Source organism: Petrotoga sp. SL27 (assembly GCF_002924605.1).
GTDB classification, from domain to species: domain Bacteria; phylum Thermotogota; class Thermotogae; order Petrotogales; family Petrotogaceae; genus Petrotoga; species Petrotoga sibirica.
The window spans coordinates 1-1,473 of the sequence record NZ_JAIP01000035.1 but is presented as its reverse complement, the minus strand read 5'-3'; the positions used below and the strand labels follow the sequence as shown (position 1 = coordinate 1,473).

Annotated in this window: 1 rRNA gene; it reads left to right on the top strand. The window is 53.4% G+C overall.

Annotated features, from left to right (window positions below):
- Positions 1-48: 48 nt before the first annotated feature.
- Positions 49-1,473 (top strand): 16S ribosomal RNA (locus AD60_RS09940); the annotation flags it as partial.

Sequence of the window (1,473 nt, the reverse complement as noted above, 5' to 3'; positions counted from 1 at the left end):
TGATGTATGTTGGTCTTTGAAAAGTAGATAGAGGAGGCCCAAGAGTTTAGGATGAAGGGTTTGATCCTGGCTCAGGGTTAACGCTGGCGGCGTGCGTAACACATGCAAGTCGAACGGGCCATTACTCTTTGGAGTGATGGTTAGTGGCGAACGGGTGAGTAAAAGGTAGGGACCTACCCCGAGGACAGAGATAGCTACTGGAAACGGTAGGTAAACTCTGATAAGCCCGAGAGGGGAAAGTGGAAGGCAGCCTTGGGATGGACCTACTATCCATCAGGTAGTTGGTGAGGTAAAGGCTCACCAAGCCGATGACGGATAACCGGTGTGAGAGCATGTACGGTCACAAGGGCACTGAGACACGGGCCCTACTCCTACGGGAGGCAGCAGTGGGGAATATTGGACAATGGGCGAAAGCCTGATCCAGCGACGCCGCGTGAAGGAAGAAGTCCTTCGGGATGTAAACTTCTGAACTAATCGAATAAAAGGGTAGTGGACACACTACAGAAGAAGGTAGATTAGGAAAAGTCCCGGCTAACTACGTGCCAGCAGCCGCGGTAAGACGTAGGGGGCGAGCGTTGCCCGGAATCACTGGGTGTAAAGGGGACGTAGGCGGATGATCAAGTCATCTGTGAAAAGATTGCTCAACGATTGGCTTGCGGATGAAACTGGTCATCTTGGGCGTAGCAGAGGTAGACGGAATTACCTGAGTAGGGGTGAAATCCGCAGATACAGGTAAGAACGCCGGTGAAGAAGTTGGTCTACTAGGCTACAGCTGACGCTGAGGTCCGAAAGCCAGGGGAGCGAACCGGATTAGATACCCGGGTAGTCCTGGCTGTAAACGATGCTCACTAGGTGTAGGGAGCGAAAGACTCTCTGTGCTGAAGCTAACGCGATAAGTGAGCCACCTGGGGAGTACGTCCGCAAGGATGAAACTCAAAGGAATTGACGGGGGTCCGCACAAGCGGTGGAGCATGTGGTTTAATTCGAAGCTAACCGAAGAACCTTACCAGGGATTGACATGTAACTGAAGGTAGAGAAATCTACTGGCCTGCCGTGAGGTAGGAGGTTACACAGGTGGTGCACGGTCGTCGTCAGCTCGTGCCGTGAGGTGTTGGGTTAAGTCCCACAACGAGCGCAACCCCTACAATTAGTTACCAGCAAGTAAAGTTGGGGACACTAATTGGACAGCCGCCGACGAGGCGGAGGAAGGAGGGGATGACGTCAGATAAGCGTGCCCCTTATACTCTGGGCGACACACGTGCTACAATGGGGAGGACAAAGGGAAGCGAAGCCGAGAGGTGGAGCGGATCCGAAAAAACTCTCCGTAATATGGATTGTAGGCTGAAACTCGCCTACATGAAGCTGGAATCGCTAGTAATCGCAGGTCAGCCAAACTGCGGTGAATACGTTCCCGGGCCTTGTACACACCGCCCGTCACGCCACCCGAGTTGGGAACACCTGAAGGCAGTACGG